The sequence below is a fragment of the Ruegeria sp. BC1 genome, from assembly GCF_056539305.1.
The window spans coordinates 57,330-80,292 of the sequence record NZ_JBQFUT010000013.1 but is presented as its reverse complement, the minus strand read 5'-3'; the positions used below and the strand labels follow the sequence as shown (position 1 = coordinate 80,292).

21 protein-coding genes are annotated in these 22,963 nt (G+C 59.3%); 11 read left to right on the top strand and 10 right to left on the bottom strand.

All coding sequences use genetic code 11. The annotated features are described in order from the left end of the window. Positions 1–85 precede the first annotated feature (85 nt). Entirely contained in the window at positions 86–1,261 is a 1,176-nt protein-coding gene (locus tag ACR0IY_RS20840) for a glycosyltransferase family 4 protein (RefSeq protein ID WP_480676764.1), read from the bottom strand. A gap of 44 nt (positions 1,262–1,305) precedes the next feature. Next, on the bottom strand, positions 1,306–2,391 hold the full coding sequence (locus tag ACR0IY_RS20835; RefSeq protein WP_480676762.1) for an NAD-dependent epimerase/dehydratase family protein: 1,086 nt from the start codon (positions 2,389–2,391) through the stop codon (positions 1,306–1,308). A 148-nt stretch (positions 2,392–2,539) separates the two neighbouring features. On the opposite strand from ACR0IY_RS20835, the gene ACR0IY_RS20830 reads away from it, so the two are divergent. Then, the gene (locus ACR0IY_RS20830; RefSeq protein WP_480676760.1) at positions 2,540–3,592 is read left to right on the top strand and encodes a Gfo/Idh/MocA family protein; all 1,053 of its coding nucleotides are present in this window, start codon (positions 2,540–2,542) and stop codon (positions 3,590–3,592) included. After that, the gene (locus tag ACR0IY_RS20825) at positions 3,592–4,512 is read left to right on the top strand and encodes a glycosyltransferase family 2 protein (protein ID WP_480676758.1); all 921 of its coding nucleotides are present in this window, start codon (positions 3,592–3,594) and stop codon (positions 4,510–4,512) included. Before ACR0IY_RS20830 ends, ACR0IY_RS20825 begins: the two co-directional genes overlap by 1 nt. A gap of 7 nt (positions 4,513–4,519) precedes the next feature. Here ACR0IY_RS20825 and ACR0IY_RS20820 read toward each other — a convergent pair whose 3' ends face one another. Together ACR0IY_RS20820 and ACR0IY_RS20815 are read right to left on the bottom strand one after the other, a co-directional pair. After that, a complete protein-coding gene (locus tag ACR0IY_RS20820) occupies positions 4,520–5,620 on the bottom strand; it encodes a glycosyltransferase family 4 protein (RefSeq protein WP_480676756.1) in 1,101 nt (366 codons plus the stop codon). Between the two features lie 71 nt (positions 5,621–5,691). After that, positions 5,692–5,847, bottom strand: coding sequence for a hypothetical protein (locus tag ACR0IY_RS20815; RefSeq protein WP_480676754.1), 156 nt, complete (start codon positions 5,845–5,847; stop codon positions 5,692–5,694). 34 nt (positions 5,848–5,881) lie between these two features. Between ACR0IY_RS20815 and ACR0IY_RS20810 the strand changes: the two genes are divergently transcribed. The 7 genes from ACR0IY_RS20810 to ACR0IY_RS20780 all read left to right on the top strand — a co-directional run bounded on the left by ACR0IY_RS20810 (position 5,882) and on the right by ACR0IY_RS20780 (position 12,531). Further along, complete coding sequence (locus ACR0IY_RS20810; protein WP_480676752.1) at positions 5,882–7,168, top strand: glycosyltransferase family 4 protein; 1,287 nt, start codon at positions 5,882–5,884, stop codon at positions 7,166–7,168. Positions 7,169–7,349: 181 nt separating this feature from the next. Further along, complete coding sequence (locus ACR0IY_RS20805) at positions 7,350–8,441, top strand: hypothetical protein (protein ID WP_480676750.1); 1,092 nt, start codon at positions 7,350–7,352, stop codon at positions 8,439–8,441. Further along, a complete protein-coding gene (locus ACR0IY_RS20800; protein ID WP_480676748.1) occupies positions 8,438–8,584 on the top strand; it encodes a hypothetical protein in 147 nt (48 codons plus the stop codon). Before ACR0IY_RS20805 ends, ACR0IY_RS20800 begins: the two co-directional genes overlap by 4 nt. A 17-nt stretch (positions 8,585–8,601) precedes the next feature. After that, positions 8,602–9,792, top strand: a complete 1,191-nt coding sequence (locus ACR0IY_RS20795; protein ID WP_480676746.1) for an MBOAT family O-acyltransferase — start codon at positions 8,602–8,604, stop codon at positions 9,790–9,792. Then, the gene (locus ACR0IY_RS20790; protein ID WP_480676745.1) at positions 9,785–11,365 is read left to right on the top strand and encodes an amino acid adenylation domain-containing protein; all 1,581 of its coding nucleotides are present in this window, start codon (positions 9,785–9,787) and stop codon (positions 11,363–11,365) included. The genes ACR0IY_RS20795 and ACR0IY_RS20790 overlap by 8 nt, the downstream gene beginning before the upstream one ends. A gap of 20 nt (positions 11,366–11,385) precedes the next feature. Next, positions 11,386–11,625 (top strand): acyl carrier protein, encoded by a 240-nt coding sequence (locus tag ACR0IY_RS20785; RefSeq protein ID WP_480676744.1) that lies wholly within the window; start codon positions 11,386–11,388, stop codon positions 11,623–11,625. Between the two features lie 3 nt (positions 11,626–11,628). Beyond that, positions 11,629–12,531, top strand: coding sequence for a sulfotransferase family protein (locus ACR0IY_RS20780; RefSeq protein ID WP_480676742.1), 903 nt, complete (start codon positions 11,629–11,631; stop codon positions 12,529–12,531). Positions 12,532–12,586: 55 nt separating this feature from the next. Here the strand turns inward: ACR0IY_RS20780 and ACR0IY_RS20775 are convergent, their stop codons facing one another. The 6 genes from ACR0IY_RS20775 to ACR0IY_RS20750 form a co-directional block, all read right to left on the bottom strand. After that, positions 12,587–13,558 carry an NAD-dependent epimerase/dehydratase family protein gene (locus ACR0IY_RS20775; RefSeq protein WP_480676740.1) on the bottom strand — a complete coding sequence of 324 codons (972 nt, stop codon included), beginning with the start codon at positions 13,556–13,558 and terminating at the stop codon, positions 12,587–12,589. 94 nt (positions 13,559–13,652) lie between these two features. Then, positions 13,653–14,396, bottom strand: a complete 744-nt coding sequence (locus tag ACR0IY_RS20770) for a polysaccharide deacetylase family protein (RefSeq protein WP_480676738.1) — start codon at positions 14,394–14,396, stop codon at positions 13,653–13,655. A gap of 3 nt (positions 14,397–14,399) precedes the next feature. Beyond that, a complete protein-coding gene (locus ACR0IY_RS20765; protein ID WP_480676736.1) occupies positions 14,400–15,839 on the bottom strand; it encodes a protoporphyrinogen/coproporphyrinogen oxidase in 1,440 nt (479 codons plus the stop codon). Further along, the gene (locus ACR0IY_RS20760; RefSeq protein WP_480676734.1) at positions 15,836–16,810 is read right to left on the bottom strand and encodes a lysylphosphatidylglycerol synthase transmembrane domain-containing protein; all 975 of its coding nucleotides are present in this window, start codon (positions 16,808–16,810) and stop codon (positions 15,836–15,838) included. The genes ACR0IY_RS20765 and ACR0IY_RS20760 overlap by 4 nt, the downstream gene beginning before the upstream one ends. Before the next feature lies 1 nt (position 16,811). Then, a complete protein-coding gene (locus tag ACR0IY_RS20755; RefSeq protein WP_480676732.1) occupies positions 16,812–17,729 on the bottom strand; it encodes a glycosyltransferase family 2 protein in 918 nt (305 codons plus the stop codon). Positions 17,730–18,173: 444 nt separating this feature from the next. Further along, positions 18,174–19,679: a PepSY-associated TM helix domain-containing protein gene (locus tag ACR0IY_RS20750; protein ID WP_480676730.1), complete on the bottom strand. Its 1,506-nt coding sequence runs from the start codon at positions 19,677–19,679 to the stop codon at positions 18,174–18,176. Positions 19,680–19,922: 243 nt separating this feature from the next. On the opposite strand from ACR0IY_RS20750, the gene ACR0IY_RS20745 reads away from it, so the two are divergent. Further along, positions 19,923–20,906, top strand: a complete 984-nt coding sequence (locus ACR0IY_RS20745) for a glycosyltransferase (RefSeq protein ID WP_480676729.1) — start codon at positions 19,923–19,925, stop codon at positions 20,904–20,906. Further along, positions 20,903–22,954 (top strand): glycosyltransferase family 39 protein, encoded by a 2,052-nt coding sequence (locus tag ACR0IY_RS20740; protein WP_480676727.1) that lies wholly within the window; start codon positions 20,903–20,905, stop codon positions 22,952–22,954. Before ACR0IY_RS20745 ends, ACR0IY_RS20740 begins: the two co-directional genes overlap by 4 nt. Positions 22,955–22,963: the final 9 nt, after the last annotated feature.

Sequence of the window (22,963 nt, the reverse complement as noted above, 5' to 3'; positions counted from 1 at the left end):
ACCGTGTTTCCACAGGGGGCTCAATTTCGGATTCAAAGCCGTATTGTTGGCGGTCGCTCAAAAAAGAGTCAGGGGCTCAATTTTATTATTTTAGGCTTAACGCCCGCCGAAACGACTGCTCGGCCAGTTCTGCTCCTTTGTCCCAGCTAAACATCGAAGCGCGCGCCAGCGCCTTTTGCGACAGGTCGTCTTTCAAGCCGGGTTCGGTCAGCAGGCGGATGGTCTGATCCGCCAGCGCCTGACTGGACAGGGGATCGAAATATAGCCCGCCATCGCCCACTACTTCGGGCAGGCTGCCGCGGTCCGAGGACAGAACAGGCGTGCCACAGGACATCGCCTCAAGCGCGGGCAGGCCGAACCCTTCCCAGAGCGAGGGGAAAACCAGCGCATCGGCGGTGTTGAGAAGGGCAGCCAGTTCCGGGTCGTCGATCTCGCCAGTGAACACGATGCTTTCAGATCGGGCCGCGTCGGCAGCGGCGCTGGCCTTGAGGTCCTCGACATTGTCCCAGAACCGCGCACCGGTTGTGCGCCCGACGATGGCCAGACGGGTTTCCGGCACCTTTTCCAGAATCCGAGGCATTGCTTCGATCAGACGCAGCACATTCTTGTGCCGGTTGAACCCGCCCAGATAGACCAGCAGCGGCGCATCGGGGGGGATGTTATAGGCCTGTCTGGCCTTTGTTAGAGCCTGATTTTCATGAATAGGCTGAAAGATACCCTCGGCCCCTTCGGTGATCGTGTCGATCCGGTCGCGGGGAATGCGCAGGATCTGCGTCAGGTCATTTGCCGAGGCTTCCGAGATTGTCATCACCCGGGTCGCCTGCATCTTGGCCAGCCAGCATTTGGCCTGCCACAGGCGGAAATTCAGCTGTTTGGGAAAGATCAGATCGGGAAAACGCTCGGGGATCGTATCGTGATAGCAAATCACGGTGGGGCGTCGGGCGGGCAGGGGGAAATAGGAATAAACCGCCGGATAGAAGAAGACATCACAGTCGATACTGCGCGCGGCTTTGGCCATCGTGAACAGATCGGCACCGCCCCGGGCTTTGGCCCCGGAAGACGCCTCGGACATCGACAATTCAGACCCTGCAACAAGGGTTTTGACCCCATCAGGCACGGGCCGTGTCGGTTCCTGGTCGAACAGAAGCGTATAGCGAAAGCCGGTATCGCGGGCGGCCAGAGCGGCGACCAGATTGCGGGTGAACCGGCCAAAGCCGCGTTCGTTTTCCCAAGGTGTTGCGTCAATGGCGATGTGGGTCAAAGGTCTTTATCCCTGCTAAAATGCGGTAACTAATTACAAGTAAACTACTTTCCATATCTTGCGCATAGATAGGACCGGGTGGCATCCAACCCCGAGGCGAGGTCGTATTCCGGGGCATAGCCCAGTCTGGCACGCGCATGGTCGATCCGGCACTGAGCGGTGGTCGAGAACAGCTCCAGCATATAGCGATCCGGATAATACTCACCCTGCTGCGGCAGCCGCCGTTTCACCATTTGCACCATCTTTTCGAACCGCTCGCGGCCGATCCAGCCCCTTGCGGCGGCGCTGATCCGTGCCGCCAGCGGTGGCGAGTCGGGGATTTCGCCGGGTTCTTCGGGCGGCAACCGGACCGCGAGATCTGCAAGTGGAACATGACGAACAATGCCTTTGCCGATGACGTCAGCGTAGCCGGTCAGCAGATCTGACCATGCAAAGGGCTCAGCGCCCGAAATAATGAACCGTTCCTGCCCCAGATCGTCCAACGCTGCGGCACGCAGCATGGCCTGAACCAGATCATCGACAAACACCGCGTTGCACAACCCCTCGGGCTCTGGCAGCACCACGCCGTCCGCCGCCATCCAATCCGCCAGCCGGTCGGTCCACAGCATGCTACCGGGGCCGTAAACCAGGGTCGGTTGCAGGATCGCAACCGGGCAATTCCCCTCTATCAGAGCCTGTTCCATTGCCATTTTCGCCTGCCGGTACGGTGTGCCACCAGCTTGGGACAGCGGGCTACTCTCGGTCAGGTCGTTTTGCGGCCAGCCGTCATAAACGACGATCGAGCTGATATGGACGATCCGCCCGACCCCTGCGGCCTCAGTGGTCTGTATGAGGGCGTCGAAGGTGGCAAGGTTGTCAGCTGCGGGCGCGCGCATGTCATAGGCCAGATGAAACAGCACGTCCTGATCCCGCAGGGCGGTTTCCATGGCAGCCCTGTCACCAAGCGAGCCCGTCACCACATGCACACCCATCGCCTCAAGCGCGTGCGCGCCGTGGCGGCTGCGCAGCAGGACGGTGACTTTGGCACCGGTCTCAAGCAGGGCCGGGACAAGCCGCTTACCGACGAACCCGGTCGCCCCGGTCACGAAGACGGTCTTGCCCTTCAGGTGTTCCAATCCGGCGACGTTCACAAACTCATGTCCCTTTTGGTCGGCAGGTGCTGCCTTTCAGAAACCTAGCGTGGAGGCCGGGCCTGTGCTACTCCGCTTGAAGGTGAATTGTTGTTAAAGATGCCGGGTGTAGCCCTGTTGGCACCCGCGATTGTTAATGAGGAATTGAATGAAGATCGGTGTGATCGGTGCAGCCGGAAAGATCGGCCAGATGCGGGTTCAGAACATTCACGAGTCTCCTGATGCCGAACTGGCGGCGGTCCTGGATCTGGAGTTCCACCGGGCTGTGGCCGTGGCCGAGGGGGCACCGGCTTTCACCGACCTTGACCGGTTCTTTGCCACGCCGATGGATGCGGTGGTGGTCTCAACCCCGGCGCATGTGCGCGAACCGTTGTGTGCGCGCGCCTTTGACGAGGGGCTGCATGTGCTGACCGAAAAGCCGCTGGCTCCGACGGTCGAGGGCGCAAGGCGGATCGTCGATGCCGCAAAACAGGCGGGCAAGGCCCTGGGGGCTGGATTCAACATGCGTTACTACCCCGCATTCGCGCATGTGAAAGAGGTGGCAGCATCCGGTGAGATCGGAGAGATCGACCATGTCCGCGTCTATGGCGGGCATGACGGGTTGGGACACTTCACCCATGATTGGGAATATCAGGCCGAGTTTTCCGGCGGCGGTGCCCTGTGGGATGTGGGCATCCACATGTCCGACATGGCGCGTTTCATTCTGGGCGAGATTACCAGCGTTTACGGCGTGGCCACCAACGCCGTCTGGAATGTGCCGGGGTCCGAAGACAACGCTGTGGCGATCTTCAAGAACCCCGATGGCATTCCGGCAATCTATCAGGCCTGCTGGAATGACTGGAAAGGCTATCAGAGTGTAATCGAGGTCTATGGCTCGCGCGGTATGGTGCGTGGGGCTTATGCGCCGATGCAGAGCCTTGTCATCACCATGGACAAGCCCGGTGGCGCGCCCAAAAAGGTGCGCAAGCTCTATCCTGAAATCATGGTGCGCGAGAAACTGAAATCCTGGAAATCGACCGCCATCCTCTCCTTCGGTGAGGAACTGGCCGATTTCATCCGTCTGACCCGCGGTGAAACCGGTCTGAACTGTGCAGACGGCCACGCGGGCCTGCGCGCGGTCGAGATCGCGGCGGCTGTGCCGGAAAGCACGCGCAGCGGTCAGCCGGTTGAGTTGGACAATCTTGGGGACATGAAAATCTGATGAGCGGCGATCCGACCCTTTCCATCGTTCTGACCATCGTGCAAGGCGGCAGCTATGTGCGCGATTTCCTTGAAGCGGTACGCAGTTTCGATGACCCGCCCCCGCTGGATGTGATCATCCCTTATGACGCCAGCGTGGCGGATGTTGCCCAATACGCCGATGACTACCCCGAGGTGCGGTTTCTGGACCTTGGCGTGATCGAGCCCATCCGCCCGATCACGTCCGAGGCGGGCAAGCACGAGCTTTATGATCGTCGCCGTTCCGCCGGGTTGGCTGCGGCCACGGGCGACATCATCGGCATTCTCGAAGATCGCGGCCTGCCGCAATCCGATTGGGCGCGCACCATCGTGCGGCTTTATGCAGAGACCGGAAAGAACGTGATCGGCGGCGCGATTGAATGCATGGAGCCGGTCAGCCCACTGAACTGGGCCTTTTACGTCACGGATTTTGGCCGCTACGGGCGCCCTTTCGAGACCGGCCCGGCGGACTGGGTGTCTGACGTGAACCTGACCTACAGCCGCAAGGCGCTGGATGACACGCAGCACCTGTGGAAGGACCGCTATCACGAACCGATCGTGCACTGGTACCTGATCGAACAGGGCGAACAGCTGTGGTTGTCGAACGAGGTCGTTGTGCATCACCACCGCCCCAAGGCGACCTTTCGCGAATTGCTGCCCGAACGGTTCGACTGGGGCCGCCTGTTTGGTGAAATCCGGGTGCGCAACCAAAGCAACGCAAAGCGTCTGATGCTGATCCTGGCCGGCCCGCTGATCCCGCCATTGCTCTGGGTGCGCCACTATAAGCTGCAGGCCAGCAAGGGGCGGGGGATGCGCTATCTCAAGGCGTTGCCCTATGTCATGCTGCTGTCGACGGCGTGGACCCTGGGCGAGGTCTGGGGCTATATCACCAAACGTCCCTGATCTGCGGTCACCTCTGGCGGCCTGCCAGATCGCAATAGGTCTTTTCGAATTGCCGGTGCACCCAATCCGGGTCGAACCGATCCTCGCGGCTGCGTTTCAAGGCGTTCTCGGCCAGGGTTTGGCGGCGGCTTTCGTCTGACAGAACATCCGCGACCGCCGCACATATGGCGTCGATATCGCCGATGGGCACGACCGCGCCCACGCTGTCGTCGATCAGTTCCACCACCCCGGAACAGGCGGTGGCCACGGCGGGGGTTCCGGCCTGAAACGCCTCGGCGATGGTGAAGGGCAGGGCCTCCCATCTTGAGGTCAGCAGGAACAGGTCGGCGGCGCGCAACAACCGGATCGGCTTGTCGGTGCGCCCCATGAAGTGCAGGTGTTTGCCAAGCCCCTTTTCCTGCGCCAGCGCGTGCAATTGTGCCTCATCCGGTCCGTCGCCCGCGACCACAAAGCGATAGCCGGGATGGGTCTCTTTCATGCGCGCGACGCAGTCGATCAGGATGTCGATCCCTTTTTGCGGCAGCAGGCGGGCCAGCGTGACAATCAGCCGGTCGCCGTCCCCCAACAGTTCGGCCCGCAGGCTGGCAATCTCTTCCGCGCTGTCCTCGGGTGGAGGAGAGACGCCCAGGCCGATCACCTTCAGCTTGTCCTGCGGCACATTCCCGATGGTGGCCAGATCTTCGGCTGAACGATGGCTGGGCGTGATCACCAGATCGCATTTCGCGGCAATCCGGCCAAAGGCAGCAATCCGTTCGGGTTCCGACCCGTGATAGGTGACGGCAACCGGAATGCGCCGCCCGGTGCGGGCCAGATTGGCGACCAGGGCAGGCGCGGATTCATGGCAATGGATCAGATCGGCCGGATTGGCGGTCAGCCAGCGCCGCAACCGCCAGGCGGCACTTGCCGTATGGCGCAACCGGTTGGCGATGCTGCCGCCGTCGCCCGCGACATAGCGTGTGGGCAGGTCAAGGAAATCCGGCTGCTGGTCAGGTCCGCCCCAGATATCGGCGGTGCCTGCCAGGGTGACACGGTGATCCCGCGCCTGCAACCAGTCGCTCAGCCCAAGGATATGCCGGGTGATGCCGCCCATTCCGAACTGGGTGCCCATTTCGACAACATGAAGAGGGTCTGAGGGGGGATCGGTCTGCATCTGAAGCGTGTTCGGGCCAAATTCATGAATTATTTCCCGATCATAGCATGTGCGCCTTGTTTGCCTATGCTGCGGTCACAGCCTGCTGCAGCCCGCAGGTATTTGCAGCATGTCCGCAACACCGGATACGAACCGGTTTCCTGCATGGCTTGTGCCTTTCGATTGTTGCCGGGATCGTGTTTCATACCGGAAAGTCATTTGTAATCCGGTACGATCTATATGCAGTCTTTGCGCATTTTGATGTTCACCACATTCTATCCCCCCTATTCCTTCGGCGGTGACGCGGTGGGTATTCAGCGCATGGCCCGGGCACTTGTTGCGCGCGGGCACGACGTGACAGTGGTACATGACGAAGACAGTTATCTGATCCTTGGCGGCAAACCCCAGCCCGAGGGCGACCCCGACGGGGTGCGACGGATCGGGCTGCGCAGCCGCAATGGCATGATGTCGAACCTTCTGACCCAACAGTTTGGCCGCCCGGTGGTACACGCCGCCCGCATCCGTCAAATTATGGAGGAACGGCAGCCGGATATCATCTGGCACAACAACGCATCCCTGATCGGTGGCCCCGGCCTGTTGCCGATGGGCGAGGGGTTGAAGGTTTATGAGGCGCACGAACACTGGCTGGTCTGTCCCACTCATGTCCTGTGGCGGTACGGGCGCGAACTGTGCGACGACCGTCAATGCCTGCGCTGTGTGCTGAACTACAAACGCCCGCCGCAATTGTGGCGTTACACCGGCGCGCTGGACCGGGCGCTGGACCATATGAATCTGATCATCGCCAAAAGCGAATTCAGCCGTGCCAAGCATCGCGAATTCGGCTTGCGGCACGAGATGCAGGTGCTGCCCTATTTCCTGCCCGATCTCGATCAGAACGCATTGCCGGAACCGGCGGTTCATAAGCGTCCCTATTTCCTGTTCGTTGGGCGGCTGGAAAAGATCAAAGGGCTGCAGGATGTGTTCCCGGCCTTTGACCGCTATCCCGATGCCGATTTGCTGATCCTCGGCGATGGTGACTATGCGGACGAGTTGAAAAAACAGGCCGCGGGCAATGACCGGGTCAAATTCCTGGGCCGTAAAACACTGGAAGAGCTCAATGCCTATTACCGGGGTGCGATCGGATTGATCGTGCCGTCGGTCTGCTATGAAACTTTCGGCATCATCCTGATCGAAAGCTTCCGGCTGGGTACGCCGGTGATCGCCCGGCGACTGGGCCCGTTCCCCGAGATCGTCGAACGGGCAGAGGGCGGATCGCTGTTTGAAACCGAGGATGATCTGATCGCCGCCATGCGCGCGTTGCAGCACCAGCCGGACCGGCGCGAGGCGCAGGGTGCCGCCGCGCGCGGGGCCTTCATGGATATCTGGCACGAGACCTCGGTGCTTGAAGCGTATGGTGCCGCACTGGCCCGCGCAGCACATTCGAAAGGTGACCGAACGCTGGCCACGGCCTTGGAGGCCGGCGCGTTCGAGGTCGGGGCCGTGACGGGCACGCAGGGCCGGATTTGAGTGATGGAAAGAAGATTTCGGACGGTTTTTATGCGTCTGGATGCGGGTCAATCTGGTTGGAAACGGCGTTTTACCCACGCTGAATTTAAAGAAATAGGTATGAGGTAAGTTGAAAACTTCGTACAATTTAGCAGTGCCGCGCGTGTATTCGGCATGTTGGTAAAGTGTAGTTGATTTGGGTATGTCCGATTATTTTAAACGCGGGTGGAGCGATTTCTGGAAAGGCCTGACCGTTCCTTCCATGACCGCGGTCGTAATCACTTTGCTTGTTCCTGTGTTTTTTGTTTTTTCGGCGATCCTCATCGGACCCCGGCTCCTGACCGGAGATACCTATAAGCTCTTTATGGTGGATTCCTATGACCGGCACACATTGGTCAGTCACCGGATATTGAGCGGCGTTCCCTCTGATCGCCCCACCGCTGCGATACTGGGGGCGTCGACCATGATCTTTTGCGTCAATGAGGCATTGGATCTGGATGGTCTTGTTGGCGCGAAAACAGGCAAGAAATACAATGTTCTCAACCTGGCGACACCGGATCAATCGACCGTTGAGATGGCTGCAATTCTGGCAGAACTCGATTTCCCGCCTGACAGTGTCGTCATTGTTGGTCTTAGCGTTAACATGTTCCGCAAGCCGATTGCGGACGTGGATGACAGCGTCGTGGCTGAGGCGCTCAAACACCCGCGTTTCGCGTTCCATTCAGAGGTGCTGGAAGACGAAGCCGGGCTTTTCGATATAGACGTTCCGGTACACTCAGACATTTACGCCCTGGCAAATGCCAAATTCTTTCTGTCCCGCAAGAAAGAGGTCCTGATCAACCTGCTCCGTGGCGGTCGTGAACCCGCTGACCCGTTGACAGAGTATTGGGTTGATATTGTGGACAATGATGAGTTTCGCGCCAAAGAGAAGGCGCAAATAGAAATAATGGCCGAAGGGTACGAGAAATCGAAAACGCAAAATTTTGAGATCCTGCAACGGATGATGGACCGAGAGAGCGCCCGCAGCGGGACATCCTTCATTTTGACGCAAGCGCCCATCAATCCGGGATGGTACGGGATCCCGGCTGGAAAGGCCTTGTTTGAGACCTTCAAGAAAGATCTGCGCGATTTCGCAGAAGCCAGCGACGCCGCATATTTTTCGATTCAGGACCACACCACCTTTGAAGAAGGTGAGTTTCTGGATTTTGAAGGTCACCTCAGAAACGATGAAGCGCGCCTGAAATGTTCGGATGCGATCGCAGCATCCTTGAGCTCAGCCCAGGGGGAGTCATGAACAAAAAGCATTTCAGAATTGATTGGCATTTCGTCGGACAAGTCGGCCAAGGGATCGTGCTGGGGTGCCTTCTGACACTGGCGCTGGCCGAGATGGCGACCCTGGCCGGAGATGTTCGCCTGTTTCGCTATCAGAAGTTCTGACAGCGCGCGGTGCCCGGATGATCCAAAGCCCGATATTCTGGTTGGTCCTTGCGACAACGGTACTGGTGTACTGGAACCTGCCGCAGAGATTTCGCTTTGCGTTCCTTGCGTCGGCCTCATATCTCTACCTGGCATGGCTGGAGCCGGTCGGATCAACGATATTGATCGGGTGGGTGCTGGTGTTTTTCTATTTAGCCCCGCAGGCGGTTGCGGATAACAGGCGCGGTCACCTGACCCTTCTGGCGCTTGTGGGTGTCATCCTCGCCTATCTTTTCTGGTACAAATACCTTCCGGCTCTGATCCAGTTTCTGGCTGAGGCCACGCCCGGGGTGGCCATCGCCGCCCCGCTGGGGATCAGTTACTTCACATTCAAGCTTATTCACTATGCGATTGAGGTCGCGCGCGGCAACATCACGGACAGGTCGCTGTCGCGGTTTTTCTGCTATATCTTTCTATTCCCGATTTTCACCGCTGGCCCGATCGAAAGATTTGACCATTTCATCGCCAACACGTCCGAGACCTGGGATCGGCAATTTGCCGTCGATGGTCTGACCCGTATCATTCATGGGCTCATCAAGGTTTTTCTGCTGGCGCAGCTGCTGAATCCTGTTTTCTTTGCCAGCATCATGCCCACCAGTGCCGAGCGGTTGCTGACTCATTTTGACAGCTACAGCGCAGCCCAGATCTGGGCCTTTCTGGCGATAACCTATCTGTACGCCTATCTGGATTTCAGCGCCTATACGGACATCGCCATCGGTGCCTCGCGGCTGTTCGGTTTCCGCATCATGGAAAACTTCAACTGGCCGATCCTGGCCGTCAATATTCAGGATTTCTGGCGCCGCTGGCACATGACGCTGGCCGGGTGGTGCCAAAGCTATATCTATCTTCCGGTGCTGGCGCGGACCCGAACGCCCTATGCGGCCGTTTTTGCCACGTTCACAGTCATGGGATTGTGGCATGGCGCCACCGCCGGCTGGCTTATGTGGGGCCTGTATCATGCAACGGGTGTTTCGCTTTACATGACCTGGGCGCGATATGCGCGCCAGTTCCCCTGGTGGCGCAAGCTTGCACAGAGCCCTTTGAGGTATCAGGGTATCCTGTTTACCTTTGCGTTCGTGTCGGGAAGCTACGCCTTTTCCTCCATGGGCGGCGACTTGGGGGATTCACTGCGCGTTTTCTTAGCTTTATTCGGTATCAGATATGAATAGTGCATTCGGTGAGATCACAAATAGCGCATGGCTGGGCAGCGGTTTTTTGCGGTCTGCCACGGCATTTCCCGACGCACCGGCGCTGTCCATAGCAGGCACCGAGGTCAGCTATGGCGACCTGTTGGAACGGGCCAAGGGCATTGCCAGCGCCTGTGAAGGCGCTGTGATCGACGACAACCGTTTGACCGCTATTTTGGCGACCCACAGCATCACAACATATGCCGGGATTCTGGGCGCGCTTTTTGCAGGGAATGGCTATGTTCCCCTCAACCCGAAAATGCCGGTGCATCGACTGAACTTCATGCTGGGTCATTCCGGCTGTAGATCCGTCATCATCGATCGCGACCGCGAAGCTTTGGTCAAAGATATCGTTCAGGGCTTTAAGGGGCTGACATTGATTTTCGCTGATCGCCACGATGTGTCCGATCTGGCAAAATCCTATCCCGATCATGAGGTTCTTGGCGTCCCGGCTGTCGCCCCGTCGCTGAAACCCTCTGTGCCGCCGGTGACGGATCCGGCTTATATCCTCTATACCTCTGGCAGTACCGGTGCCCCAAAGGGCGTTGCGGTGTCCCACGCCAATGTGGCCCATTTCCTTTCGGTCGCAGAACGCCGTCTGGATCTTTCGGCCAGTGATCGCTTTACCCACTTGTTCGATCTCAGCTTTGATCTGTCTGTCTTCGACATGTTCATGACATGGAAGGTTGGCGGGTGCATGTGCGTGCCGACCGAAGAAGACCGTGCCCTGCCGGTCGAGTATCTCACCCGCGAACGGATTACCGTCTGGTTCTCGGTCCCGTCACTGGCAACCCTCATGGATCGGTTGCGACAGCTTGAGCCGGGACGTTTTCCGAATATCCGAGTGAGCCTTTTTTGCGGCGAGGCGCTTTTGTCGGAAACGGCGCGTGCGTGGCGTGGGGCTGCACCAAATGCGCCACTGCACAACATCTATGGCCCGACCGAAGTTACGCTGGCCTGCACATGGTACGAATTCGATGATCAGGCCGAGCTTGGTGATACTGTGCCGATCGGCGCGCCCTTCGACGGGATGACCGCGCTTGTGGCCAACCCGGATTTTTCCGAAGCCGCACCCGGCGCGGAAGGAGAGTTGCTGATGAGCGGCCCGCAGGTCGCGATAGGCTATTGGCGTGATCCAGAATTGACGGCGGGTGCATTCGTGACCCACCCCGAAACCGATGAGCTTTATTATCGCACCGGTGATCTGGTCACGCGTCCCGCAACCGCGCATGAGCCGATCCACTATATCGGGCGGCGGGATCACCAGATCAAAATCCGCGGTTTTCGGGTCGAGCTGGGCGAGGTCGAAGCCATTGTCCGACGGGCCAGCGGCGCGTCGCGATCTGTCGTCCTTGGCTGGCCGATCCGGGACGGACAACCACAGGGGCTTGTTGCGTTTGTCGAGTGTACCGCGTTCGATGAGGCCGCCACCCGGGCAGCCATCGCGCAGGACCTTCCCGAATATATGCTGCCAAAGAAGCTGGTCGCCGTCGCCGAATTCCCGAATAATACCAATGGGAAAATAGATCGCCGCGCGTTGTCCGAGCTTTTGTAAGGTCGAATTTGGAGGAATAGATGGCATTAACAAAGGGCGCAGTCATTGAATATCTGACGAACATACACAGTGTGACGTCGTCCGAGATCGGCGGGGAAACCCCGTTGTTCAGTAACGGTTTGATCGACTCGTTCGCGATGATCGATCTGGTATCGTTTATCGAACAGAGCCTCGGCACACGTATGAGCCCTTCGGATATCACGCTGGATAATCTGGATACCGTGGACCGGATCGTCGCATTCGCTGAAACCCGGGTGTAACCGATGGCCGACACGCAGGGGATCATCGTTCTAAGCTGCCCGCGATCGGGGTCGACCCTGTTGCGGCGATTGTTGGGCGGGCATTCGAACATTTCAGCGCCGGGCGAGACCTATCTGTTGTCGGCCTGCGCCCGTTTCCTGCGCGAGGCCCCCGTTGTGGACGGGCTGAACGTGGGGGTTCTGAACGGGCTTGGGTTTCTGGGGTTTTCCGAGGACGAGATCATCGCGCGCCTTCGTAAATTTGCCTTTGAGTTCCACAACGAGCACGCAACGAAGGAAGGCAAGTCCCGTTGGGTCGAGAAAACCGCCATTGACGCCTTTCACGTGCGTGAAATCGAACGGCTCTGCGCCGAGCATGCGCAGTTCATCTGTGTTGTCCGGCATGGTCTGGATGTTGCGTGTTCCATGCTCGACTGGGTGGTCAAGGCGCAGTCCATCCCGGATGAAATTCATGACTACGTCAAGCGCACCCCGCGGCTGTTGGAGGCTTTCGCGTTGGCTTGGCGCGACAGTACCGATGCCATTTGTGACTTTGCTGCGCGCCACCCGGACAACGCCCAGATCATCCGCTACGAAGACCTGGTGGCAGATCCACAGGCAGCCTTGGCCACGGTCCTGAACAACCTGGGTGAAGAGTTCGAAGCCAATATGCTGGAAGCGGCCTTGCAGGAGCGCGATCCCAAGGGGTTCAGTGACTGGAAGACCTTCTCGAAAAGCGCGGTGCAGGATGACAGCGTTGCCCGCTGGAAAAAGCTGTCGCCGGATACGATTGGCATGCTTGCCCCGATTGTGAACCCGGTTCTGAGCCGCACCGGATATGACGAGGTGCAGGGCGTGGCGACGCAGGATCAGAATCGTGCGCGGGACAGATATCTGACCGGGCTGCTGCTGCAATCGCTCCGGTAGAGGGGGTCCGTTTTAGGGGCTGGCATCAAAATCTGATGACCTGGAGCCCGACCGATCAGGCGGAAACCGGATGCTGCATTTCGGTGACGATGTCCTCGATGATCTGTTGCAGCGTGCGCCTCGGGCGGAAACCGATGGTGCGCTCTAGCTTTGATACATCGGGCAACCGGCGCTGCATATCCTCGAACCCTTCGGGGTAGACCGCGTCATAGGGGACATAGCGGATTTCCGAACGGGACCCGGTGAGCTCTATGACCTTTTCCGCCAGGGCACGGATCGTGACTTCTTCGCTCGAGCCGATATTGAACACTTCGCCTTTTGCCTGCGGCGCGTTCATCAGCAGCCCCAGTGCCTCGACCACATCGGCCACATGGCCGAAACAGCGCGACTGTTCGCCGGTGCCATGCACCATCAGGGGTGCGCCTTCCAGCGCGGCTTTCACGAAATTCGGCAACACCATGCCATAGCGCCCGGTCTGCCGTGGTCCGGTGGTGTTGAAGAACCGCAGAACCGTGACCGGCAGGCCGGATTCCCGCGCATGGGCCAGCGCCAGAAACTCATCCAGCGTTTTGGCGCAGGCATAGGACCAGCGCAGGTTACGCGTGGCACCGATGGTCAGGTCGTCGTCTTCCCGAAACGGGAATTTGGTGCTTTTCCCGTAAACCTCGGATGTGGAGGCGACAAATGTATATGTCTTGTCCGCCAAAGCCGCATCCAGCACGTTTTCAGTGCCCGTCACATTGGTCAGGATCGAGCGGCTAGGTTCGTCCATGATCAGTTTGACACCAACGGCGGCGGCCAGATGAAAGACGATATCGGCCGGACGAACCAGATCGGCGACCGTCTGGCGATCCAGAATGGAGCCTTCCGTGAATGTAAAATTCGGGTGGTCCGCAACAGCGGCCAGATTTGCCTTCAGCCCGGTTGAGAGGTCATCAAGGACCGTGACCGTGTGGCCATCCCGGATCAGCCGTTCCGTCAGATGAGAGCCTATGAAGCCGGCGCCACCGGTAACCAGAATATGCATTTGTTCGTACCTGTCACTTGTTGAAAACCAATATACCGGATCGTACAACCCGCCCTGCGTATCCGGCTATAGCCGCAGGAGGAAAAAGACCTGTTCACCACGGTTTCCCGCGTATCGCCGCACGCACCCCCCGCATCATTTTACGCGCCGCCAGATAAGCTTTGCCGCGCCCGGCCAGATGTGCCTGCCAGCGGGCGATATCGGTGAAATAGAACATCTCAAGCCGGGGCAGGTCGTAGAGGTCATTCGCCGGTCCGGCCACGCCCAGCCTTGTACCGACCGAAGTGTCGTAATGCTGCGCGATCTGTCTGAGCACGCTGTTGTTCGATGCCCCGTAAGGGGGCGCGAAATGTCGGACGGGTTGGCCAAGCCGGGCGGCGATGTCCTGCCCTGATCCGGTCACTTCCTCCTCCAGCGTTTCCGGGTCCAGCGTTGACAGGTCGGGGTGGCTGACGCTGTGCGCGCCGAAACAGACCCCTTCACCGGCCAGCGCCTCGATCCTGTCCCAGCCCATCAGCGGACGGGGCGGGATGTGGCCCCCGGCCCAGCTGTCCGTGTGCCCTATCAGGCCCGAGGGCAGATAGACGATCGGACAGAAATCATGATCGCGCAGGATCGGCCAGGCGGTATCGGCGAAATCAACAAACCCGTCATCGAAACTGATGATGACCACGCGGGGGTCGGGCGGGTTGACCAACGCATCGGGTGTCACGACTGGCAGGCCCGATGCGGCCAGCGCCTGCATCTGGGCTTTGAACACCTCGGGCGCGATCGAAGTTGGCCCCGGCGCATCCGAGATCGAATGATACATCAGGATATCGGCCTGCCAGGCGGTCATGGGTCAGTCTTCCACCACATGGGTGGCAAAGGCCTCGCGATACCGGTTCCATTTCGCGCGATCGACCTGACCTTTGCCGTCGATGCAATCCGCCGCGCCATAGGCCATGGCAAAAGCGTGATGCGTGTTGTCATGGGCGAATAATCCCTGACGTCCAAATACGAGCAATCCGTCCAGATCTGAGAGCCACTGATCCACCGTATCGAACCGCGCCTCGTACCCTACATCATACACCGGATAGGCATGGCTCAGCCGCCGGGTTTCGCAGCGGCGCACCGGGACTGTGACCGGCAGACCCAGTTGGCCCAGCCATTTGGTGAACTCCTGCCCCAGCTCTTCATCGGACATGGACCACCATTTTTCATCCGGGTCGCAGGGCAGTTCGGCGCACAGCACCGTTACCCCTTTTGGTTCGGCGCTGGCGTTATAGTTCTTGGGCTCTGACATCCGGCTGATCGGGATCGACAGCTCAGGGAAGTAATGCGCGTCGAACTCGGTGAACTGGTCGGTCTCAAGCACCAGATACAGCAGGATCATGCCCCGGAACCGGATCGCGCGGGCGGCCTCGACCACCTCCGCCGGAGGGTTATCGATCAGGCGCGTCAACCCGGTCAGCGGAATGGTCGACAGGATCAGATCGCCGGTCAGGTGCCGTTCGCCGTCGCCCTCGCGGATCGTCAGCCCGGTAATGCGGTCGCCGTCACGGTCGATCCCGGTGATTTCGGTGTTGAACAGGAAGGTGGCCCCGTTGCTTTCCGCGCTGTCCTGCATCGCGCCCGAGATTTGCCCGAACCCCTTGCGCGGATAAAAGAACCGCCCCGCCGTTTCGCTGCGCAAACCCGGCAGCAGGCGCATCATTTTCATCAGGATTTTGCCGACCGATCCGCTGCCGACCCGACGCTCGGCCAGCTTGACCGCCAGCTTGTCGGGGTCCAGCCCCCAGAGCTTGCGCACGTAAGGGAAATAGAAATTGTCCGAAATCGTCGGCCCCAGCCCGTCATAAAGCACGGTCGAGAATGTCTCGGGGCCGGTGCTTTTCTTGCGGAAGGGTTTCAGGGTCATGTCCCCGATCAGCGACGCGGCAAAGGGTTTGGGCAGGCGCATCAGCGCATCGGTCAGTTTCAGCGGGAAGTGAATCCACTTACCACCCAGTCGGATGCGCCCGTGCCGCGGGCGCAACAACAGGTCCTCGCCCAGCAGTGTTTTCACGTCCTGCAGAACCTCGGGCTCTGCCGCCGGGTGAAACCGGTGCGAGCCATAATCGCAGATCACCCCTTCGACCGGGAACGAGGCCGAATTGCCGCCCGCAACAGGCGCGCGTTCGATCACGGTCACCTTGGCCTGCCCGGTCAGGGCATGGGCGGCAGCCAGACCGGCGGGGCCAGCCCCCAGTATGATGATTTCAGGCGTGTCACTGCCATTGGGTCGGGAAACATCCGTCACTTGCACTCTTCCTTTTGGGAATTCGCCGAGGCGCTGAACCGCATCCCGGACATGGTCAGAACCAGCGCGCCAAACCCGCCCGCTGTAAACAATACAACCTGCCAGACCAGCCCGGCCGCCACGACGGCTGGGGCGCTGGCGCCAAAGGGGGCCAGAAATCCGGCCAGCGTCGCTTCGCGCAGGCCCAGTCCGTTCAGGGATACCGGCAGAACCGCGATGATCTTGGCCTGCGGCCAGGCGAATATCCACGGGCCCGCTGCCACATCGACACCTGCCGCGATGGCCAGCCACCAGGCCAGCAGGACCAGCAACAGCTGGATCAGAACCGATGCGATGAAGGCAACGGCCAGCGTACCCGGCTTGCGCCCCATCCCGGCCAGTGCATCGGCCAGACGATGGGCGAACCCCTTGCCGGGCAGGGATGGGATATAGTGCCAGGGCAGGGGCAGCAGGCGCGGCAGCGCAACCATACCCGCCAGCGCCGCCAGCAGGACCAGCGCCACCGGCCAGATCATATGCCCGCCCTCAGCGCGTTCCCATGTCAGCACCAGCCCCAGACAGGACAGGGTCAGCAGGGCAACCATGTCGATCAGCCGGTCCACGGTGGCCCCCGCAACGACCCGTGCCCCGTCCTTCATTGCTGCCTGCGCCAAACCGGCACGCACGGTGTCGCCTCCGATTGCGCCGGGCAGGCACAGATTGGCGGCCAGCCCCGCAAAATGCGCCCGGATGGCCAGAGGGGCCGGAAACCCGTGCCCCAGCAGCAGCCGCCATTTCAACGCCGCGCCCACATGGGCCAGCAGAAACAGAACCAGCACGCTGAGGAAGACCCAGATCGGGATAGACTTCAGCGCCGACACGATCGCCTCGGCCGGGAGGATCCAGAACAGGATCGCCAGCACCAGCACCGACCCGGCGACCCGGATCAGCCAGCGCCGTTGATTTGGATCGGAAAACAGTTTGCCGCTCATGTCAGGGTCTGAGATGCAGCCGCGAGATCATGTCGGCGATCAGACCCAGCGACCAGATCATGATCGCCGCCAGGAACGAGAACACCGCGGTTTCGCTGAGGTTCCAGTAAAACATATCAATGATGAACTTCACCGTGCCCAACGTGAAGAATGCCAGACCCAGCGGTATGAACACCCGAAGCGGGTTGAACAGGGTACTGATGCGCAGGATCAGGATAATGAAGTTCAGAAAATCGATCGGCCGGATTTTCGATTTCCCCACCCGCTTGCCGTATTCGATCGGCGTATAGATCATCCGTTTGCCATTCGATGTCATGCACAGCGTGATCGTGGTGGTGAACGAGAAGTTCTGCGGCAAAAGCGGCAGGAACGGGATCAGTTCGGATTTGCGAAAGACGCGCAAGCCGGAGTTGAGGTCATTGATCTTGCGCTCGGCCAGGAACGAGGCGAAGGCGAACAGGAATTTCTTGGCAGGCCGCCGCAGCAACGGCACGTTTTTCATCGCAGCCCCCCGGTCGCCTACCACCATGTCCTGATCCCGGCACATGGCCAGCATGCCCGGCAGATATCGCGCCGGATAGGTGCTGTCGGCGTCAAGAATGGCCACATATTCATGCTGCGCCTTCCGCACCCCACGCTTGAGGCTGGCCCCATAGCCGGAATTGACGTCGTTGAAGGTGACGGTGGCGCCGCTGGCCTCGGCCTCGGCGCGGGTATTGTCCTGGCTGGCATCGTCCACCACGATGATCTCGTAGGGAATGCCCAGCGGTTCGAGATGAGCGCGCACATCTTCGACAGTGCCACGGACGGCGTTTTCTTCGTTAAAAGCGGGAATGACCACACTCAGGCTCATGCCTGACGTGTCCGGCGCACCGGGTGTTGTGTTGTCCGGGGTGATCTGCTCGGCAACCTTGTTCATGAAAATGGAAACCCTTTACGTACTTAATATGTATTCTGCCCCGCCTCATCCGCATGGCATATGTGATATTCAGCGTGTGACGGGCTCAATTCCCTCCGCCGCCTATAGTATTCAAACACAGTCAGGCTGAATATAGACAATAATTTTGACCAAATTCGGTCCTTCCGGCGTCAGGTTGCATGTGCTTCCGACGGGTTTTCAGTCTGTTTGGTATTTCAAAAGTAGCCTTGATGGCATTGGCCGTATTCATGAAACCGGGTCGGTTCAATCATGGGGATCCCGGTAAAAGCGTTTGGATATGAGCGATGACCCAATGGAGCCACTGTTTCCAAAATGAACCCTATAACGTTCTGGGGCGCCGTTTGATCCCCAAATGGCGAATGCCCCTTACCGCGCAAGGGGTGGGTTCAAGCACCCTGTTGGCAACAGTCAGCAACAGTCCAGCTACCACAGTGGTGCGCCCAGACGGAAAGAGACCGTTCTTTCTCCGCCATCGGGTTTCTGGAGGTAGGCAACGATGTTGTTTTCCGCGTCAGATGGGTTGAGCTGGAAATGGGCAGCGGCCTTATCGTCATTGCGCAAGAAGGCCACCGGTTGCGTGGCGCTACCGTTGATTTCAATCGTCACAGCTTGAATGTCCGGCTCGCCAATCTTCAACTCAATGTCGAGGGGGGTGTCGCGCCGTAGGGGGGCATCCATGACCAGCCGGGCGACCGAAGCCGGGGCATCGGTCGGGAAAGCTCTGGTCCGGTCGTGAGGATTAAGACCAAGGTGATAAAAGGCAGAGAACAGAATACCGGCAATCAACATCACATATCCCCAACGGGTCCATCCCAGACCGCGCCAAATGCGTGTGAATGGGCCAGACTGTGCAGCTTCAGGGGCCAGTCGGGCGGCAAAAATCAGGGCGCCGGTAAAGGCAAGACCAGAGGCGATCAGCCCAAGCACAATCCAAAGTGCCATTGAAAACGCCCCGCCCCAGGTGCCGTAATGGAGCACGTTCATCAAAGGTCTCCAATAGGCGATCCCGCCAGAGTCATTCGGTGTGAACGCACCCAGAACCTCAAGTGTCACCGGATCGATGAGAACGCGGCCGGGTCCAAAAAGCCCGGTCTGCCCCTCCACAGGCCCCATGAAACGAAGGCTGTCCGCTTTTTTGCCGGGTATGGCCACAACATCCGGTTCAAACCCCGGCAGAGCGGCGCGGGCACGCGCGGCGGCCTGATCAATCAAGGCCGAGTCAAAATTGGCCGGCAGGGCCGTATCACGGGGAGTGAGTGGTTTCGGCTGCGGTTCCGAGCCTTCAATCCCCAAACTGCCCAGTAGGAAAAAGAAACTGGACACGGCGATCAGGATCAGCAGTGGGGCTGCCCAGACGGCCGTCAGTCGGTGAGCGCCCCCAGCCCAGGTTCGCAAGCCGTCCGAACCGTTTGGCCAGCGGAAAAACCCCTTCCAGAAACGCCGATAGGTGATGAGGCCGCTGAAGACCTGAAACAGCAGTATAGCCGATGTGGCACAAACCAGCATGAAGACGACCCGCTGCTGGGTCAGGAAAGTGTCATGCAGATCGCGCAGAATGTCGCGAAAGCCCGGAGAGCCGGTTTCCTCGACAACTTCTCCGGTCACGGGGTCTGTCCAAAAGCTCACGCGTTCCCCCCATCCCGTACGCCCGAAAGCACGCCCCACGAACCATGGGGTTGGGCGCTTGAGGATCACGAACACGTCGCTTTCGGGGTGCGCCTCTTTGATGCCGTCATAGATTGTGCCGAAGCTGGCGGTGCGATCTTCTTTGGCGATGGTGGTCCAGATTGCCGGACGCCCGATCGATTCAAGCTCGAACCCGGCGACAAGCAATGTGCCCGTCAGAAACATGAACGCGAAAAAAAGCGACAGATGCAGGCCCATCCAGGTGTGGAGCTTAAAGAATGAATTGCGGATCTTGCGGTTCATTTGAATGGCTGCCGGTTTACAATGCTCAGACATACTAAACGGAGTAACTGCATAGGAAACAATGGTTGGGCGAATTTCTCGCCGGGGGCGTATGGGTTTGGCTTTCCCTGTTGTGGTCGGCGTAAGGTATTGCGCGATATTTCTAAAGGTTAGGTGTTGTGCGAATCCCGAACTTCGCGGGATGGTATGAGTATACCCGGGTATTGGTGGGGTAAGCGGTGCTGTTTGGTGTTAAATAGAGTTATGAAAACGATTTCCATTGTCTCGCCATGCTTCAATGAAGAAGACAACGTGGCAAATTGCTATGAGACCGTAAAGGCGATTTTCGATAAGGAACTGCCGGGCTACAGGCGCGAACATCTCTTCATCGACAATGCCTCGACGGATCGGACTGTCGAAATCCTTCGTGAAATCTCTGAAAAGGACCCGGATGTGAAGGTCGTGGTCAATGCCCGCAATTTCGGGGTGTTCCGGTCGACCTTCAACGGATTGCGTTATGCGACCGGCGACGGGATTGTCGTCATGCTTCCGGTCGACCTGCAGGACCCGCCCGAGTTGATCCCGGAATTCGTCGAGTTGTGGGAAAGCGGCTATGACGTTGTGGCAGGGGCCCGCAGCACCCGCGAGGAAGGTTTCGTGATGCGCAATGCGCGCGGGCTTTTCTACAAAATCGTAAACGGGCTGTCGGATGTATGGCTGGAGCCATCGGTCGGAGAGTTCCAGCTGATCGACCGCAAGGTCCTCAAGGCGGTATTGGCGCATAAGGATCACTACCCTTACATCCGTGGTATCATCGCCAGCTGCGGCTTTCGCAGGATCATCAGGCCATATGTCTGGAAAGCGCGGGCAAAGGGGCTGTCGAAACACAGCCTGATGGCGATGGTCGATCAGGCGTTGAATGCGATCTTTTCCTTCACACGGGCTCCGATGCGGTTCTGCACGATCAGCGGGTTGGTGATCGCGATTGCCTGTATTCTGTTCTCGCTCATTTCCGTGGTGCTCTTTTTCTTCAACCCCGATACGGCGCCCCGTGGGACGACGACCATCATCGTGGCTCTGTTTTTTCTGTCAGGCATTCAGATGTTGTTCATCGGGATGCTGGGGGAATACATCACCTCGATCCACAATCAGGTGCGCGGCGGGCCCATCGTAACCGAGCAGGAACGCATCAATATCGAAGGTCCCGCACGGGATCCGGCTTTGTCGAAAGAAGAGCGTCTGGCATGATGGCCCGTCTGGTTCCGCTGCGGTGGTGTGGAGCCGCGTTGGCCCTTTGGGCATGTTGCGGGCCGGCCTGGGCCGCAGATCCTGCGACCACAAATGCCACGCTGGCCGAGATGCGGGTTTGGTTTGCTGCGATCATTGCGGCATCTGTGCTTTTGCTGGTTGTGTTTTGGCTTCGCGGACAAGCGTTCTTTGGCCTGCTGGGGGCGACCGTCCTTTTGGGTGGCTCTGCCCGGTTGTGGCTGACCCAGCCACTTTGGTTTCCACGGCTTGAGATCTCGGCCGATCCACCCGAAAATTTGATCATGCTGGCAATACTGGCGCTACAGGCGGTGTTGATCGGCTTTGTTCTGATGCGGCCTGCGGGGTGGGCGGTTCTTCGTGGTCTTGCCACGGGGGCGGGGATTTTCCGCCTGTTTTTGCTGTTGGTTCTGGTTGCGGTCTTCGGCCTCTCGGCGACGCCTTATGTGGCTTATGGCTATTACGTGGCCTTTGGGCTGCAGATAGGCGTTGGAGGCGTACTGTCCCTGATCCAGATGGCCACGCTGGTTGCGATGTTCGCCGTGGCGGGGCCGGATCATATGCCGCGTATTCCGGTTGGCGTTCTGGCGCTTTTTGCGACTTTGGCCAGCGCCGCATTGGCCTGGACTGCGTTCGACCGGGTCCCCCATGTTCAGGATGAACTGGCCTATCTCTTTCAGGCACGCACCTTTGCGGCGGGCGCGCTCTGGAGCCCGGCCCCGCCTGAGGCGGCGCAGCCTGCGCTGGAATACTTTCTTTTCGATGTCGTTGATGACAAATGGCTGGGCGTTTCGGCGCAGGGCTGGGGCGTTGTTCTCAGCCTGGGCGTTCTGATCGGAGCACCCTGGGCGATCAACCCGATCCTGACCGGGATATCCGTGTGGCTGGCCCATGACATTGTGCGTCGTGCCGTCAGTCGGGACCGTGCGGATATGGTTGCGCTGCTGATGGCAACTTCGCCTTGGGTGCTGGCAACTGGCGCGTCGCTGATGACGCATTCAACGATGCTGGTTGTGGTGCTTCTGGCCTGGTGGTGCCTGATCCGGGCCGGCGAGGGATCGGCGCGCAGGGCGGTTCTGCTGGCCCTTGTCGCCGGGTTGGCCCTTGGGTGGGGCTTTGTTACCCGGCCTCTGGACGGGCTGATCGTGGGCGGACTGACGGGCCTGTGGCTGTTGCGTCGGCTGCCCGGAGGAGTCGGTCAGGTGTTGGCCTGCGCTTTTGGCTGTATCCTTGCCGGATCGGCCCTGTTCCTAATCAATTACGGGATCACGGGTAACCCGTTGCTGACCCCGCAATCCGATTACCTGAGCCGGTTCTGGCCCGAAACGAAAAATGCGTTCGGCTTTGGCCCCAATGTGGGTCCGCCCGCCAAAAGCTGGGGCGGGCTTGATATCTGGGTCGGTCACAGTCCTGCTGAGGGGTTGCTGAACCTGCTCAATGGTATTGCGTCGCTCAATCTTGAGCTTCTGGGCTGGACATTCGGATCGCTGGTGCCTGTCTGGATCGTCTTCATCTGGCGCAAGACGCTGACCGGGTTTGACCGGGCGATGCTGGTGATCTTTGTGGCGCTTGTGGGGGCGCTGTGTTTCTACTGGTTTACGGGTACGTTCTATACCGGCCCGCGTTACTGGCATACGGCAATACTGCCAGTCCTGGTCCTTTCAGCCGCCGGTATCGAGGCGATCAACGACCGGCTGCCTGAACAGCACCGGGGCCGCCTGCGCTGCGTTGTCCTGCTGCTTTGTGCAATATCGGTGGTCAGTTTCACCTCATGGCGGGGGGTGTCGAAATACAACGGCTATGGTGGCTATTCCAGTGACATCCGGCGGCAGGCTCAGGCTGCAAATCTGGGCCATGCGCTGGTTTTTGTCTCTACGACAGGGGAAATCGGGTCTGCGCTTTACCTCAACGATCCGTTCCTGCCATCGGGCAAGCCGATTTTCCTGCGCGATCTGGGGCCAGAACAGAACGCAGCCGTGATCGCGGCATTCCCTGATCGCGAGGTCGTCTATCTGAAGGATTCCGAATAGGCAGAGGGC